The 16588-nt window shown below is 53.2% G+C and carries 11 protein-coding genes; 3 read left to right on the forward strand and 8 right to left on the reverse strand.

Features of this window, described 5'->3' with window-relative positions; genetic code table 11:
• The first annotated feature begins 98 nt into the window (after positions 1-98).
• Positions 99-2699: a tetratricopeptide repeat protein gene (locus AABA21_RS19750; protein ID WP_338253164.1), complete on the forward strand. Its 2601-nt coding sequence runs from the start codon at positions 99-101 to the stop codon at positions 2697-2699.
• Between the two features lie 56 nt (positions 2700-2755).
• Here AABA21_RS19750 and AABA21_RS19755 read toward each other — a convergent pair whose 3' ends face one another.
• On the reverse strand, positions 2756-2938 hold the full coding sequence (locus tag AABA21_RS19755; RefSeq protein ID WP_338253165.1) for a hypothetical protein: 183 nt from the start codon (positions 2936-2938) through the stop codon (positions 2756-2758).
• A gap of 915 nt (positions 2939-3853) precedes the next feature.
• Between AABA21_RS19755 and AABA21_RS19760 the strand changes: the two genes are divergently transcribed.
• On the forward strand, positions 3854-4426 hold the full coding sequence (locus AABA21_RS19760) for a dihydrofolate reductase family protein (RefSeq protein ID WP_338253166.1): 573 nt from the start codon (positions 3854-3856) through the stop codon (positions 4424-4426).
• 3 nt (positions 4427-4429) lie between these two features.
• Here AABA21_RS19760 and AABA21_RS19765 read toward each other — a convergent pair whose 3' ends face one another.
• From AABA21_RS19765 to AABA21_RS19785, 5 genes are all read right to left on the reverse strand, one after another.
• Positions 4430-5500 (reverse strand): SGNH/GDSL hydrolase family protein, encoded by a 1071-nt coding sequence (locus AABA21_RS19765; protein ID WP_338253167.1) that lies wholly within the window; start codon positions 5498-5500, stop codon positions 4430-4432.
• A 287-nt stretch (positions 5501-5787) separates the two neighbouring features.
• On the reverse strand, positions 5788-7017 hold the full coding sequence (locus AABA21_RS19770; RefSeq protein WP_338253168.1) for a sensor histidine kinase: 1230 nt from the start codon (positions 7015-7017) through the stop codon (positions 5788-5790).
• Between the two features lie 134 nt (positions 7018-7151).
• Positions 7152-8138 carry an MBL fold metallo-hydrolase gene (locus tag AABA21_RS19775; RefSeq protein ID WP_338253169.1) on the reverse strand — a complete coding sequence of 329 codons (987 nt, stop codon included), beginning with the start codon at positions 8136-8138 and terminating at the stop codon, positions 7152-7154.
• A gap of 21 nt (positions 8139-8159) precedes the next feature.
• Positions 8160-9680 (reverse strand): sensor histidine kinase, encoded by a 1521-nt coding sequence (locus AABA21_RS19780; protein ID WP_338253170.1) that lies wholly within the window; start codon positions 9678-9680, stop codon positions 8160-8162.
• A 689-nt stretch (positions 9681-10369) separates the two neighbouring features.
• Positions 10370-12616, reverse strand: a complete 2247-nt coding sequence (locus AABA21_RS19785; protein WP_338253171.1) for an ATP-dependent Clp protease ATP-binding subunit — start codon at positions 12614-12616, stop codon at positions 10370-10372.
• Positions 12617-13360: 744 nt separating this feature from the next.
• On the opposite strand from AABA21_RS19785, the gene prfA reads away from it, so the two are divergent.
• A complete protein-coding gene (prfA, locus tag AABA21_RS19790) occupies positions 13361-14437 on the forward strand; it encodes a peptide chain release factor 1 (RefSeq protein ID WP_338253172.1) in 1077 nt (358 codons plus the stop codon).
• Positions 14438-14663: 226 nt separating this feature from the next.
• Here prfA and AABA21_RS19795 read toward each other — a convergent pair whose 3' ends face one another.
• On the reverse strand, positions 14664-15539 hold the full coding sequence (locus AABA21_RS19795) for a carbohydrate ABC transporter permease (RefSeq protein ID WP_338253173.1): 876 nt from the start codon (positions 15537-15539) through the stop codon (positions 14664-14666).
• Positions 15540-15643: 104 nt separating this feature from the next.
• Entirely contained in the window at positions 15644-16579 is a 936-nt protein-coding gene (locus AABA21_RS19800; RefSeq protein ID WP_338253174.1) for a carbohydrate ABC transporter permease, read from the reverse strand.
• Positions 16580-16588 lie beyond the last annotated feature (9 nt).

A 16588-nucleotide genomic window follows, 5' to 3' on the forward strand; every position in this document is an offset into this window, starting at 1 on the left:
ACTTTTAATGACAGATTTATCAAAAGCATTTATCATTTTTATCATTCTGGCGCTATTTATCACATTCATGCTCACAACCTAGGAAGAATGGTGAACGGATGCCGACTTCAGAGACGCCCCATCAGCCCCGTGTACGTTTAACTGAAGCACGTGTCAGCTACAACCTTTCGCAGCAAGAGGTCGCGGACGAGATCGGCACGACCTATGTCAATGTCAGTCGGTGGGAACGTGGAATCACCAGGCCTAACCCCTATTTTCGGCGCAAGCTGTGTGCGCTGTTCAATAAAACCGAGGAAGAACTGGACCTGCTGACGGCGCGAACCGAACGCGGCAAAAGTGGCCGCTCGTCATCCTCCGGCGCGTCCAGCGCACCCGCCACGGTCGCGGCCCCGGTAGTCCAGCGCGTCATCTATGACCCGGCTATACCGCTGCTACCGGCCATACCGTTGGTGGGACGCGAAAAGGACCTGGCCGTGATCAGGCAGCGCCTCAAGGGCAGTGGCAATATGGCCCTGACCGCCCTGAACGGGCTGCCCGGCGTGGGCAAGACCGCGCTATCGGTGGCGCTGGCCCACGATGGTGAGCTGCGCGAATTCTTCAAGGATGGTATCCTCTGGGCCGGCCTGGGACCACAACCCAACTTGCCCGGCATCTTTAGCCGCTGGGGCAATCTGCTGGGCATCTCGTTCGCCGAGATGACCAAGCTGGGCAGCGATGAGGCGCGCGCCAAAGCCATTCGCAACGCCATCGGTGATCGCGCCATGCTGATCATCATCGATGACGCCTGGAAACTGGAGGAGGCGCTGGCCTTCCGCGTCGGCGGCAGTCACTGCGCCCACCTGGTGACCACGCGCTTCCCCAACATCGCCTCCCACATGGCACTGGGCAACGCCATCAATATCCGTGAGCTGGGCGAGAGCGAAAGCATCAGTCTGCTCAACCTGCTGGCCCCACAGGTCATCTATCGCGAACAGCAGAAGGTCCACGATCTCGTACAGGCTGTCGGCGGACTGCCACTGGCCCTGACCCTGATCGGCAACTACCTGCGCAAGCAGGCCTATAGCGGTCCCGCGCGCCGCATCACCTCGGCCCTCGAACGCCTGAGCAACGCCGAAGTGCGCCTCAAGCTCAAAGAGCCACACATCCCGGCCGAGAGCCATCCCAGCCTGCCCAACGAACAATCGCTCTCTATCCAATCCATCATCGCCGTCACCGACCAGCTGCTCGACGAAGAGACGCGCCGCGCCCTCTACGCTCTCTCCGTCTTCCCGCCCAAGCCCAACACCTTCTCTGAAGAGGCCGCCATGGCCGTCGCCGCCTGCGGCACCGACGAACTCGACGCCCTCTCAGACGCTGGCATGCTCGAAAGCAACGGAGAACGTTACCTCCTGCACCAGGTCATCTCCGACTACGCCCTGCTCCAGATCTCCGACGAACAGCTCACCGCCGCCCAGGAGCACCTCGTAGCCTACTACGCCGACTACGTCGAAGAACACAAAAAAGACTACGAACAACTCGAAGAAGACAGCAGCACAATTGAAGCAACCCTCGAAATTGCATATGAGATTGATGAAAGCATTGCATTTATTAGAGGCGTTTGTGCCTTTGCGCCATTCTTATTGCTAAGAGGCTTATATGTTCAGGCAGAACATTATTTAGAACAGGCCTATGAAAAAGTTGTTGACCAAAACGACCAGACCCGTCACGCACAGGTTTTACTTTATCTAGGAGAAACAGCTCAAAAAAGAGGAGAATCACAAAAAGCAGAACAATATCTTTTAAGAGGGTTAGAAATAGCCCGGAGTAATGCAGACAACGAAAGAATATGTGCACTGCTCGGCAACTTAGGCGATATAAAATGGAGATCTGGAGATTTAAAGCAAGCGGAAGATTATTTAACAGAGGGGCTAGCACTAGCCCAACAAATTGGTGACATTGAACGAATGAGTAATCTGTTAAAGAGCTTAGGTCCCGTTGTCACGAATCAAGGCAACTATCAAAAAGCAACCGAATACTTAGAACAAGGATTGGCCTTATCCAGGCAGATTAATAATCATGAGCAAGCATGTCTTCTTCTTAGTAACCTTGGAGTTCTAGCAGGAATGATGGGCAAATATGAACCCGCAGAAATGTATTTCCAAGAAGGATTACTATTAGCTCGCCAGTTAGGACACCGAGAGCAAATTTGTATATTATTACTTAATTTGGGCGCTGTATCTGTAGATAAAAAAAATTATATGCAGGCCAAAGCATATTTCCAAGAAGGATTGGCTATCAGCCGGCAGATGGGATATCCAGAAGGTACAAGCATGCTATTGCTTAACCTGGGAGAAATTGCTGTTATAGAAAAAAACCATATACAAGCAGAAAAATATTTACAAGAAACCTTAGCTTTAGCCAAACAACTTGGCAGACCTCTAATTATTGCTAGAACAATGCTTGAATATGGGAAGTTGCATCTGCAACAAGCAGAGTTAGAATCAGCTGAAAAGGATTTTTGTGAAGTGTTGACTACAGCTTCTAAAGGAAATTTAGATTTAATAGCAATGGCTAATTACGGCCTTGCCCAAGTTGCAGCACGGCAGAATGATTTAGTTCGTGCCACTTCTTTAGGAAAAGAAAGTTTAGCCATATTAGAGACAATGGGAGATCCGAATTCCAAAGAAGTTGGTGAGTGGTTACAATCACTTCACAATTAGCAAAAACAACAGGGGTACAAAAAAGATAAAAGTCTTTTGTACCCCTGTTGTTTTTGCTAATTAAACCAGTAATAGCTTGGGTCAACTTTTTTGGAAGGTGCTACTGTTGGAGTTGGCGTTGGAGATACAGTTTTCACACCGGCGGCGTGGCTCATGATGGCAGGACCGATGACGAGGATGGTAGCCATAATTAAGAGTACGAGAACGGGTACGATCCAGCGAAGATACTGTTTACGCATGATGCTTCCTTTCCTTGCCCCGGGAGAGCAGAGCCGCTTCCGAACGGTCGCTCTTACCGTCTTGCCTGGTCTCCGAGGCTGCTACTGTTTTGAATACACGTGTTTCGCTTGAAGCCACATCATCGTTGTTGCTCTACGGCAACTGCTCCAACCTCTACAAGGCCCGCGTTTGCAGAGGCTGGGTCACTGCCGCCATGTACATGCAGCTTCCGGTTTGCCACCCCATCCAGGAAGTACCAGTATGTTGACCCTTTGTCAGGCATTCCGTATACCCTGGTTGGTGCCGGTTCAACGTCTTTTCGGTAGAAGACATCTTGTCGCTTTCTTTGGCATCTGCTGCGCGCCCGGTCGTTATGTCTTATACCGAATGGATAGCACCGACAAGATGTAAGGTATAAGATTTTTTTCGATTCATCATTTTTGCCTCAAGTGGTACTCAAAAAGTACTAAGCGGATGTCCATATTGATGTACATACCATGAAAGAGCCTGTAGAGCGCTTCAGGCCACTGACAAAAGTCACCAATTCGCGTCGGAGCAGGCGAATTAGCCGGAAGTGTTACTGTTAAGATTATGTAAAGATTATTGAAATTGCTTTGTAGCCATAAAAGAGGGGCGTTTACTCCCAAAATTGCGCAGGGGTTTTAAAACACCCGTTACAAGTGATATACTTCAAATTGGTAGCCGGGCAGGCGGCTTGAGATGTGTTGCCAGACCCTGGCTGCCCTGGTCCTTCGATTTCTATCCTGTCTTCTTCCGCCCTATCATATTTCCCCTGCATTGTCTGAAGCACCTACCCATCCGGGTGATAAAGTTGAAGCTTTCAATATCATTTCCGATTATGTTCCTGTTATCTAGAAAAAGAGAGTAATTATTATTTGACAGCAAATCAGATATGAGAGGATAAGAAGGAGAGTATGAGAAAGATCATCAGCACCATGTGGGTTACCCTTGACGGTTTCATTTGCGGACCAAACGGCGAGATGGATTGGGTCGCGGAATGCTTCGACGAGGCTATGGGCAAATATCAAGGCGAATTCCTCTTCGCGGCCGATACGCTCTTGCTGGGACGCGTCACATATCAAAGCTTCGCCGGCTCCTGGCCGCATGTGCCAGATAATCCAAATGTCTCAGAGGATGAGAAAGAGTACGCGCGCAGGCTGAACGCGATGCAGAAGATAGTCTTCTCCAGAACACTCGAAAGCGCGGATTGGAACAATACCCGACTGCTAAGAGAGATCGATCCCACGGAGATTGAGCGCCTGAAGAGCGAGCCGGGCCGCAACATCAACATCTCTGGCAGCCCTGGCCTGGTCCAATCCCTGGCCAACCTCGGCCTGATCGATGAATACCAGGTCCTGGTCTATCCACTCATTCTGGGCGATGGCAAACCCTTCCTGCAAAACATCAAGGACCGCGTCAGGCTCAAGCTGGTCGACAGCAAAACGCTCCCATCCGGCGTGATGATCCTCTATTACCAGCCGAAGTAGAAGTTATACCTCTCCCTTATGGCGGTAGCGCAAGATAGGCACAAGCTGAGCCGCAACCTTGCGCTGCCCAATATCACTGGGATGGAGAGCATCGCTGAAGTCGGGCGGTCCCGGACTCAGCCAGCCGGTGGTATCGACGTAAAAGACATTGTGGTCGCCGGACGCATTGAGCGCGTAGACCGCCGATCGCGTCGGCGCCTCCATGTAACCGGCAAAGGTTCTGAGGACGTAGATGGGCGTATCGGGATAGTGCTGCCGCAACCTGCGCAGAAACGCCTGGTAGGTTAGCTCAAAGACCTGGGCCGATTGTCCATGATTATAGTCGTTGGTCCCCAGGTTGATGACCAGCGCACCGGGTGTATAGCGACTGGTGTCCCACAGGGATGAATCGGGATACTGCAAAGTCTGCATCTTGAAATACTGGGTATCCATGCCCGCGCAGGATGGCGCCGTCGAGCTCAGGCAGATGCCCGAAGTCGCTATCTCCGTATGTTCGGCCCCCAGTTGTTCCGCCGTCAACCAGGCGTAGGTGGAGAGATCCTTCATGCTATCAGAGTAACCAGCCGTGATCGAATCTCCAATAAACTCTATGATGTCTGATGAAACCTGGGGAGTAAGCGTACTGGCGCCGCCATCCAGCAGCAAGCCCTGAAAATGCATGCTCGACCACTCTGACGCGATAGTCACGCGTAGCGAATGATCGCCATCCGGCAACTCCACCGGGGTAAGATTCAGCAGGCCCCGGGTGCCATGGTAGAGCACATCGGGTCCCCGATCGATGCTGACATAGACGTCAGACGCCTCACCCAGCCGTAGCTCGACATGTTGTCCATTGAAGGCTGTCTTAAAATAAGCGCCACCCCAATAACTCACATATTCATGGTTATTGGTGGTATCCCAGCGCCCATAGTATTTGATATCCGCGTTATTCACAGCCACCCGTATCGGCAACTTCTTCACCGGTGGCGTCTCACGATGTTGCCATGGCCACGCATAGAGCAGATACGCGATCGCCACCAGCAGAGCCAGCAGAACCAGCCCGACGATCGCATAGCGTTTCATGGATCCAATCAAAATCAACCTCCCCGCTTCTCCAGACGCACGCACCACTCTCTTTTTATTTCATTATACAACCTTCCACCTTTTATATATGCATGAGCATAAATAATGCGATTGGAGGCCCCCGTATGTTCGGAGCTTGCTCCCGATTTCCCCCTCCTCGTACGAAAATGCCCCCTCTCGCGGCCGATTTCCCTCCGCATACGAAAACGCCCATTAAAAACGATAATGACATTTTCATGCATTGCGCGTTTAATGGACGTGGTCATACGGGAAGGGGAAATCGGGAGCAAGCCCTGAACCTACGAGGGGGGCGAGGATAGCGACACGGGGAGCTCTACGTAAAATGTACTGCCTTTTTTGAGCTCGGATTCACACCAGATGCGTCCATTGTGACGCTCAACGATGTCTTTGGTGATGGCCAGGCCCAGGCCCAGGCCACGCTTGGAGGAGGATTGGGCGTCCGGGGTGCGATAAAAGGTTTCAAAAATATGCTCCTGCTGGTCTTTGACGATGCCGCGACCATGGTCCCGCACCGAGAAGAGGACACAATGGGTGCCGGGATTGATGCTGACTTCAACCGGCGTGTTGTCGGGCGAGTATTTGATGGCGTTGCTGATCAGGTTGGTCATGACCTGAGAGAAACGATCAACGTCCAGCTTGAGGGCGACTGGCTCGGTGGGCGCATCCAGTACAATCATGCGATCGGTGAGCAGTCGCTGGTCCTCCACTACTTCGCGGCAGAGCGCGGTAACGTTGCACAGGCGTCGATTCAATACGGCCTTGCCGGTCCGTATACTACTGACATCCAGTAGTTCGTCGATCAATGTGGTCAGGCGACTGGTCTGGTCATTGATGCGCTCAAGGGTAGTGGCGACACCGTCCATATGCTCAAGATCCTTGTGCCTGGAGATGCGACGCAGCATCAGCTGGGCCTGTCCCCGAATGGTGGTGACCGGGGTCTTCAGCTCGTGCGAGGCGATCGAAAGGAAGCGATCCTTCATCTGATTGGCATCTTCCAGGCGCCGGTTGGTCTCTTCCAACTCCTGGGCATATGATTGCAGTTCAAGCTCGGTGGCCATAGCCTGGAAGCGCGCGCGTTCACGCTGCGCCGTAATCAGGGCAATCACCAGTCCCGAACCAATAAATGGTAATAATTGCAGAGCATCGCGCCAGTTTGAATAATCATATGAGCTTATAGGCAAAATAAAAAAGAAATACAGGGCGGCCGCGTTCAATAAAATAGACCAGATGGCCGGGCCAGCTCCCCAGAACAGGGCCGTCATAACAATCACAATAATACTAAAAGTGCTAGGAAAGAAGAATTGCCCGAACATCTTTGTCACATAAATGGTGCATAGAGACACGATCACTGTGGCCGGGATCGCTACCAGATAGCCAATCAGTGGGTGACGCCACTTTGGCACATTGCCCATATAATCTTTGCGCAACTGTGAGCGCTGCTCAAGACTCATGCGCCGATAGCGTCGGCCCCGCTTATCTGTATATATGTCACCATGAGCTAATCTCATGCTTTATCCAACCCCCTCTTACAACCCGACCGGTCGCAATACATAAATAGCCATGCCCCAATTCCTGTATAAATCCTGGCTGGTCGCCTCGCCTTTTATCATTATGAGAGAAGCTCTCCCACGGTCGGGCGGATTTATACTATCTGGGCACGGAGCCGTTTTTGCTCGGTGGTCATAAATGCTTCTTGCATCTGCGCATCATGCATACCAATAATGGCTACCTCTGGGTGCTGCCGCGCGAAATAATGCAGATCGATCAACGTTTGTCGCGCTGTCGCATCGTCGCTGGTCACCATGGACCAGAGTACGGGATGCATAGTCGTTGGAACCGTATAGTTGTCCGAGAGCCACGCGGCATCTCCAATAAGGAAGACGCGTGGGCCATGAGCACGATTAATAAACATACCCATCTGGCCCGGCGTATGGCCCGGCAACGGTACCAGTATGATCGATCCATCTCCAAATACATCATGACTGCAGCGGAAGCCTTCGTAGGCGGGTCCCGCGAAGTCTAGCAACTGCATTGGATTATTCGATAATAAACGCCTTACCAATCCCTGATTCTTTTCTAGCAAACCCTGGGTGGCAAAATCATATTCTACTCGATTCACCTGCAGAAGTACACCGGACAGATCAGGAATACCCGACACATGGTCCCAGTGTAGATGGGATAACAGCACGAAATCCAGGTCTTTTGGTTCCATGTGCAGATGTTCCAGATGCTGGCATAGTGGCCGCTCCATGTTGAAACGCCCGAGTGTTTTTGAAAAAAGGAATGACTGATCCATTAAAAATAATGGAATATCGGTGCATAAGCCGCTATCATAGAGGAATGTTTCCCGGGGATGCTTGATAAGCACGGCGCTATAGGCGATGGTACGCGCTGTCAAGGAGAACGAGCCACGTACCGCTATACATTCTGGAACCGCTACGCTGCCACAACGCAGAAAGGTGATGTCGATATCAGGCAAGTCTTCTTTGGCCAGGCTCGCTGACTCCGTAGGACGCTCGTAGAGCTGGTCTGTCACAAAGGGATGCGGCAAAAAGCTATTGATGGCACTCGCTATCCCGATAAAGCCCAGCGTGAGACCTCCCAAAGTTAGCCAGTTACGTAGCTTCATAAGCTTTCCTCGTACATGTTACTAGTTCTCAGTCGCCGCTTGCTCCCCTTCCACCTGCGCCAGAGGCACGGTAAACCAGAATGCCGACCCTTCGTCAGGCGTACTGATAACACCAACCTGACCACCCTGTCGCTCGATAAGTATCTGACTGATATACAGGCCCAGGCCCATACCAACGCCTGATCCACTACCGGCCTTGATGGTTGGCGACTGATAAAAACATTCCCAGATGCGCGTCTGCTCTTCTGGAGCGATGCCCGGCCCTTTATCTTGCACGGCCACTCGTACCTGGAAACTACCGGTAGCGACCAGCGGTTCAAGCTGGACATTCACCCGAATCGGCTGCTGCGCCTCAGAATACTTTAACGCGTTCAGCAAATAATTGTTGACTACCTGCTGGAGACGATCGGGATCAGCGATGATCAGGATAGGCTCATCTCCAGGAAACTGCACAGTAATAATACGCTCGGGTAGCGCTTTGTGTTGCTCACGCACGGCGGCTTCAATAATCGGTCGCAGATCACATGGCTCCTGGCGCACGTGCACCTGCAGGCGATTGCCCTGGATACGCGAAACATCCAGCATATCTCCAACCAGGCGATTGAGTACGCCGATCTGGCGCTCGACGCGCTCCAGCATCTCTATTGAGGCCCGGACCTTGCCGTCTGCACCTTCCAGCAGCATTTCTGGACGCTGCATGACGCTTCTCAGGCGCCGCATGGCGAGCTGGGTATTGGCCTTGATGGTTGTGAGTGGCGTGCGCAGTTCATGGCTGGCCAGGCTCAGAAAATCTTCCATCTTCGTCCTGGCCTCGTGCAGGGTTGCAACTTGCGCTAAAGCTTCATCACGTTCAGCTAGCGCATAGTCTAACACATTACGTGTTAAGGTCGCCAATTCATGACCGAGGGTCCTGATTTCAGATTGCTCGTCGAGGGTAGAAAGTCGCAGTTCCAGTCGCTCCAGTTCCGCCAGCAACTGCTCCTGGGGATCCTCCACTGACTCGGACTGCGCGAACAGCGACTCGGATGCAACCGATGATAGTTCTGGCTCTGGAAGTTCTTCCGGCTGATTCGCCTCGTCTTTAACGATGGTGGGAAGCGCGTTCATATTACGGGTGGCAGGGTCGGCCGCGGACCAGCTCTCATCACCGAGTGCTTCAACAAAACCCAGTATGGCATAGTGCTGACTCGCACGCTGGCCCGAGGCGGAAAAGGTAACCTTTACACGCACAGGGGTCCCGTCACGTCGCAGGAAACGCGTCACAAGATTGGCACTGGCCAGCTCTCCGGTCGCGAGGCGGTGCACTAAATCCATGCAGGCCGCCCGATCCTCGGCATCAACGATCTGTGGGAAGGACTGCTTCCATAATTCTCCCCGGCTATAGCCGAGCAGCTGGCAAAACGTTCCGTTTGCCTGCAGCCAGCGACCACCGGTGCTGAGCGCGATAATGCCCAACGCGGACTGTTCAAACAACACCTGATAGGGCATCTCGTAGTCCTGCTTCCAGGGCACGACATGCTTCTTCTCATTCTGCTTACCCATAGGGTTCCATACACTTCCAAAGACAATAGTATTTTTATTTTCCATCGTTACTTACACCAACCGCTTCCGTCATCATGGGTTCGGCCCTCGCGGCCAATTTGCCCATCCCCCACAATCACGTTTATCCGGCCAATCGCGTTACAATCATTAATCCGCCCACAACGAAAATAGCTTGTAGTATTCTCATTGGAGTTGGTTAGAGTTGGCGAACGGCGTGCCACACTGGCAAACGCCAAAAACCATATGTAATCGCTCGGTATAGACCAAAGCTCTAGTATTTTACACGATTGATCGTACCAAATAGATGAGGGGCCGGTACCACAAAGAAAAACAGTGAGCACTTTCCGCTCACTGTTTTTCTTTGTGGATACCAGATACTTATCTATTTGAGGTACGGGCGCGCCCCCGCACTGGCGTCCGCTTGCGCGGCCGCAGCGAGTTTTATATATGGAAGCGACAGGGGCGCGGATGCGCCCCTGTCGCTTCCATATATTATAAAGAGGATGAAGGGAGCGCAGATGCTCTCCTCATCCGGGGTATTCGCGCCCCTGTTACTTCCATATATAAAGAGAATAAGGGAAGCGCAGGTGCTCCCCACATCTGGGGTATTCGCGCCTCTGTTGCTTCCATATATAAAGAGGATGAGGGGAGCATAGATGCTCCCCTCATCCGGGATATTCGCGCCCCTGTTAGGAATTCTGGAGGGGCTGGTGTTGCTGGGCCTCAACCACGATCTTGCCGTCAACCAGCGTGAGCATGGCGGCCTGGCCGCTGCTGATGTCGTTGGACAGCAAGGCGTCAGCTAGAGGATCATCAACGTAGGTCTGGATGGCGCGGCGCAGTGGACGCGCTCCATACTCTTCGTCGAACCCTTCCTTCAGAAGGAAGTCACGCACCTCGTCGCTGATGACCAGTTCGATGTTCTGCTCGGACAGGCGACCGCGCACCTGGTTGAGAAGCATATCTACGATCTGATACAGCTCGTCTTTACCCAGTGAGTGGAAGACCACCACCTGATCGATGCGGTTGATGAACTCAGGTCGAAAGACCTTCTTGAGCCCTTCCATGGCCTTTGAGCGCATAACTTCGTGCTCTTCGGCGCGGGCATCATCACCTTTCCTGTACACAAAGCCCATGTTCACAGCCCGGCGCAGGTCCGCGCTACCAGCGTTACTGGTCATGATCACCACGGTATTTTTGAAGTCCACGGTCCGGCCCTGCCCATCGGTCAGACGGCCATCATCCATAATCTGCAGCAGCGAGTTAAAGACTTCAGGATGAGCCTTTTCGACCTCGTCCAACAAAATGACGCTGTAGGGACGGCGGCGCACCTGCTCGGTGAGCTGACCACCATCGTCATGACCGACATATCCAGGAGGGCTACCAAACAGTCTTGAGACGGTATGGGGCTCCATATATTCGGACATATCCAGGCGAATCAGGTTGCTTTCACCACCAAACAGTTCCGCAGCCAGCGACCTGGCCAGCTCGGTTTTACCGACGCCGGTGGGACCCAGGAAGAGGAAGGAGCCAATCGGACGGCGAGGATCTTTAAGTCCCGCTCGTGAGCGACGGATGGCGCGAGCCACCGCGCTGATTGCCTCATCCTGTCCGATGACTCGCCTGCGCAGATCGCCTTCCAGGGAACGCAGGTTCTGGCGCTCGCTCTCCAACATCTGGCTGACCGGCACGCTCGTCCAGGTCTCAACCACGCGAGCAATGTGCTCGGGCGTTACGATCAGGGAGACATGGTTGTTCTTGTCAGAGCGTGCGCGCTCTAGATTGCCTAGCACCAGCAATTCCTGCTGGCGCATCATGGCCGCCCGCTCATAGTCTTCGGCGTTGGCGGCGGCCTCCTTCTGGGACTGAATATCGGACAGCTCTTTTTCCAGGTCCGAAATGGTGGTGGGGCTGATGATCCCTTTCTCGGTGGCCTCTAAACGCAGGGCTGAACCCGCCTCGTCCATCACATCGATGGCTTTATCTGGCAGGAAGCGGTCGTTGATGTAGCGATCCGACAGCTTGACGGCGGCATCAATAGCCTCATCGGTAATCGAGACGCCGTGGTGGGCTTCATAATTTGGGCGCACGATACGCAGCATGTCGATCGCCTCTTCAATCGAGGGCTCATCAACCAGGATGGGCTGGAAGCGGCGCTCCAGGGCGGCATCCTTCTCGACGTGCTTGCGATATTCATCCAGCGTGGTGGCACCGATACAGCGCAGCTCGCCACGGGCCAGCGCTGGCTTGATCATGTCCGCCGCGCCAACCGCGCCTTCAGCCGCGCCCGCGCCAACCACCGTATGCAGCTCATCGATAAAGACGATGACCTCAGGCGCCTGGCGCAACTCTTCCAGAATGGACTTGATGCGCTGCTCAAACTGACCACGGAACATTGCGCCCGCCACCATGCCACCAATGTTCAAAGTGACGATACGTTTGCCGCGCAAAGTCGCGGGCACATCGCTGGCGTAGATCTTACGCGCCAGACCCTCGACGATCGCTGTCTTACCCACACCAGGCTCACCAATCAAGACAGGATTATTCTTCTGGCGCCGGCCCAGCACAGTAATCAAGCGGCGTAGTTCACGCGCCCGCCCGGCAGCCGGATCCAGTTTTCCCTCCGCCGCCTCATCAGTCAGATCACGACCATACTGGTCCAGCGTCGGCGTCTTGCTATGCTTTTTGTTCTGACGCTCAGCAGTCGCGGTATTCAGATTCCCAGTATTAGAGGAAAATTTATTGCTGGTATTATTTGCCGAAAAACCAAAGGGAGCACCAGTCGGACCCTGTCCGTCCGCGTCACCAAGCTGACCGATGGCATTCATCATCTCGTCAACACAGGACTGGCAGAGGAAGTGGGACTCACGACGGCCATCAATCATCTGTTCTACGCGTACGCGAGCAGGGTTCTTCTGACAACGTTCGCATTTCATGTCTTGTATGCTCCTCACGCTATTTGCAATCTAGCACGCTTTTTTTCAATCGGTTATACACATGTTTGTTATCGATTTGGAAACGAAATATCATTTTTGATAACTTTACATCTGCGTGCTTTACGCGTATTTCACATAAAATGTTCTAGCAAACTTATTTATAGACTGCTAACATCGATTATAACACATGAGCTTTTTGGCTGTCTAGCACTCATGCTTTATGATTGCTAGCACACCTATTACAACATAGGGGACGGACCTCTTATTCCACTACTTTCCCCGCCACATCCTATCGCCTCCCTATAATTATTACGATTGAGTTCGCCACCCTGTTTTAAACATAGCCAACTCTCCCATTTTCAATGTGGGTATGCTATAATGAAGGCGTGAAACTATATCTGCCTGTTACAACCAGTATACAGAGGTTCATAACCGCCCACGCATGTGCCTTGCATTCTACACGCCATGCGACGACCGCGCGTTACCTGCTCACAGCCGGGTAGCGGCGCTTAAACACGCCCCTGAACTTCCTCCATCAGCACAGCCACGCGCTCGTGCTCTGTGTGTGAAGATAGCTTCTATCTTTATACGAACCGGAAGACCTATTCATAGATGTTTGATATCGAGAAACTACCCGCGTATGTCCGCCCCTCTGTGTTTACAACCATATATGGCGCTAACCTGGCCATCCTGGATACACGACCAATTCCGGGCGGATCGTGAGATATAGGGAGAGAAAATAGCATGGATTTTATGGGAAAACTTGCCAGCCTGGCTAAGCGTTACGAAGAACTGAACTCGCTATTGGCGCAACAGGATGTGCTCAACGACCTTGATCTGCTGCAGAGATATGGTCGCGAGCACGCGGAGTTGGAGGATGTCGTTCATAAATATAATGAACTGAAGACAACCGACCAGCAGCTCGCTGAGGCGCAGGAGCTCTACGAGAGCGACGATCCCGAGATGCGCGACATGGCCTACGAGGAGATGGAGCGTCTGAAAGCCTATAAAGAGCAACTGCTTGAAGAGGTCAAGGTCGCCCTGTTGCCCAAGGATATCATGGATGAGAAGAATGCCATCGTGACCATCCAGGGCGGTGCCGGTGGTGACGAGGCCGCCCTCTTCGCTGGTGAGCTTTATCGTATGTATACTCGCTACGCCGACAATCACCGCTGGAAGATCGAAGTCCTCGACGTCAACGATACCGAGCAGGGCGGCATTAAAGACATCACCTTTGTTATCAAAGGCAAGGGCGCCTATAGCCGCATGAAGTACGAGGGCGGCACCCACCGCGTGCAGCGCGTACCGGTCACCGAGGCCAATGGCCGCATCCACACCTCAACGGCCAAGGTCATCGTCCTGCCAGAGGCCGACGACGACATCAATATCGACATTAAAGATAGCGATATCCGCGTCGATGTCTATCGCTCAACCGGCCACGGGGGACAGAGCGTGAACACCACCGACTCGGCGGTGCGTATCACCCACTTGCCAACCGGCCTGGTCGTCACCTGTCAGGACGAGAAATCGCAGTTGAAGAACAAGACCAAAGCCCTGGGCGTCCTGAAGGCCCGCCTATGGGATCTTGAGGAGGCTAAAAGGCAGGAGGAACTGAGCAAGAACCGTCGCTCCCAGGTACAGACCGGCGATCGCAGCGAAAAGATCCGCACCTACAACTTCCCGCAGGACCGCGTCACCGACCACCGCATCGGCCTCACGCGCCACAACCTGCCCGGAGTCATGAACGGAGATCTCGACGAGTTCCTCAACAACCTTATCGCCGTCGACCAGGCCGACAAACTCCAAAGCACGTTCGCGTAATTTCGGGGAAAAGAAGAACCAGAGTACGTGCGGGGCTTGCCCCGCTTGCTTGCTTCCTATTCGTCAAAGCCAGCTTCTGCCGATGCGCATCATTGTTCTTGCTGCTTTTTCGAACGGGAAGAGCAAAGCGGGGGCAAGCCCTGCACGTACTCTCATCTTGCTTCTTTGTACATTCTTTTAAAGTTAAAGGTATTCCCCACCAGGGATTATTTAAGCGCTCCTTCGGTCAATCCCTGCAGGAATTGTTTTGGAAGAAGAAGAATATAATGATCAGGGGCAGCGCGGCCAGCACAGCTCCTGAGAGCAGGATGCCATACTGGTAATCATACGGACCGACCAGCGATGAGATGCCCAGGTTCATGACGAACATGCTGGGATCGGTCGTGACCACCAGCGGCCACAGGTAGTCGTTCCATAGCCCCGTGAAGGAGAGGATCGCCACCACGGCCAGTCCTGGACGCACCAGCGGCACGATTACGCGCCACCAGATGCTGAACTCGGTGGCGCCATCGACGCGGGCCGCGTCCAACAATTCATCCGGCACACTCAAGGTGTACTGGCGCATCAGGAAGATGGTGAAGGCGCTCACCGCGCGGGGGAGGATCAGCGCCTGGTAGGTGTTGAACCAGTGCAGGACACGAATGACTTCGAACTGCGGCACCAGCGTCACCTGTCCGGGGATCAGCATGGTGGCCAGCAGAACGCCGAAGAGCACATTCTTAAATGGGAAGTTGTATTTAGCGAAGGCAAAGCCCGCCAGCGATCCCAGCACCAGCGAGGTCAGTGTGCCCAGAACCGCTACGACCGCCGTATTAAAGGCCCAGCGCGCAAAGGGAAAATTGGTCAGCAGGTCCTGCATATTCACCATCGTGAAATGCACCGGGATCAAGGTCAGCGGCGTCCCAAAGATCTCCGAATTCGGTTTGAACGCGCTGCTGATCATATAGATAAATGGGATCACCGTCAAAACCAGCAGGATCAACAGGATGGCGTTGATGACGGTCGATCCAATGTAAAAGCGCGTCTTATACGCATTTTTTCTACGGCTCCGTATCGTACTGCTCTCTGCTGCTTCTGGAGCGGCAAGATTGACATTGGCCATGATGCATTGTCCTCTCTTCTTGTTTTACCAGTAACTGTCTTCTCAGCTATCTCCGTGGCGCAGGGACGCCCTGGCTACAGACAGATAGCTAATCCTCAACTGGCTTAATCACCCACTCCCTTAAATCCGAAGAGCCTGATGTTTAAGAGCGATAATACTAACAGGATAGCGGTCATTGAATAGGCAATCGCGCTGGCGTACCCTACGTTAAACGCCTCGAAGCCCTGATAGTACACGTACACCGAAATGAAGAGCGAGGCATCAGATGGACCACCACCAGTCAGCAGGAACGGTTCAGCGAAGACGTTGTAGGAGCCGATCAGGGCCTGAATGGTTACCAGCAACATGATTGGACGCAGCAACGGCGCGGTCACATAGAAGAAGTTCTGCAGTCGTCCAGCCCCATCGATGGATGCGGCTTCGTTGAGCTCGCGGTTAATGCTGTTCAGTCCGGCCAGCCAGAACAGGGTGTTGATACCGATATAGTTCCAGATGGCCAGAATCATAAATCCAATCAGGACCACGTTGGTGTCGGTCAGCCAGCCGATCGGCTGAATGCCGAACCAGCCCAGCATGGCATTGAGCAGTCCATAATTGGTATCCAGTACACGCGAGAAAATCACCGAGATGATCACCGCCGAGGTCACCGTGGGCAGGAAGAAACCCGTCTTGTACAGACCCTTCCAGCGCACAAATGTGGAGTTGATCGCCAGCGCGACCAGCAGGGCCAGCGGAGACAGGATGAAGATACTGAAGAGGGCGAAGCGTGTCGTCACCCAGACCGCGTTGATGTAGCGCGGATCCTGAAACATGTGGATATAGTTGCCCAGTCCGAAGAAGGCCTTCTGCTCAAAGCCAAATCCCTTGAAGAAACTTAACCAGAAAGAATAGGCGATAGGGTAGAGGCCAAAGACCAGGAAGATCAAGTAGAAGGGGGCAACAAACAAAAATGGCGCCAGCTGACGTTGATGGCGACGCCACCAGTTGCTTGAACCGGTGGTCTGTGGACGAGCCGTTACCTGTGTCTGTGTGACAGCCATGGTAAAACA

It is taken from the genome of Dictyobacter halimunensis (assembly GCF_036245075.1).